The sequence below is a fragment of the Bartonella sp. AP40SXNS genome (assembly GCF_042195825.1).
GTDB lineage: Bacteria > Pseudomonadota > Alphaproteobacteria > Rhizobiales > Rhizobiaceae > Bartonella.
Genome location: NZ_JBHIPB010000111.1, coordinates 1 through 720, shown reverse-complemented (window position 1 = coordinate 720; position 720 = coordinate 1). Strand labels below are relative to the sequence as shown.

1 protein-coding gene is annotated in these 720 nt (G+C 44.0%); it reads right to left on the bottom strand.

Going from position 1 to position 720, the window contains the following annotated elements; translation table 11 throughout:
• On the bottom strand, positions 1 to 720 hold a 720-nt coding region (locus ACFILZ_RS10055), incomplete at both ends, for an alpha-D-glucose phosphate-specific phosphoglucomutase (protein WP_375682394.1).

Below are 720 nucleotides of genomic sequence, written 5' to 3'. Positions count from 1 at the left end.
GAGAACCCGTTCCAAAACTTTCTTCACCACAAAAAGTCACCTTTCCCGCATCCAAAAGCGATCCAAAAAATTTCCACCCCGTTGGTGTTTCAAAACATTTTAATCCTTTTTTTTCAGCAACCAGAGCCGCAGCACACCCCGTTGGCATAGAACGGGCAATCCCCACAATGCCTTGGCGATAACCTTTAATCAGATGTGCATGTTCAGCCATAAGTGCCAAAGAATCAGAAGGGGTGACAAATTGCCTACGGCCAATAACGAGATTACGATCTCCATCACCATCAGATGCCGCTCCAAGATCAGGGGCTTTATCAGACATTAACAAATCATAAAGAGGCTTAGCATAAACCAAATTGGGATCTGGATGCCCTCCTCCAAAATCTGGCAAAGGAACACCATTGACCACCGTTCCTTCTGAAAACCCTAAACATTTCTCAAAAATTTCGCGCGCATAAGGCCCTGTAACAGCATGCATTGCATCAAAGCGGAGGGTTAAACCTCTTTCTACTGCTCGCGCAATACAATCAAAGTCAAAAATCTCCTGCATCAAAGCAACATAATCGGCTACCGGATCAAGTATTTCCACCCGCATAGACCCGATAAAGGTTGTTCCTTCTTTGTCTAAATCAACGTCTGGGGCTTCAAAAATCTTATAAAAAGCAAGATGTTGTGACGCTTCAAAAATAGCTTCACACAAAGAATCAGGAGCAGGACCACCAT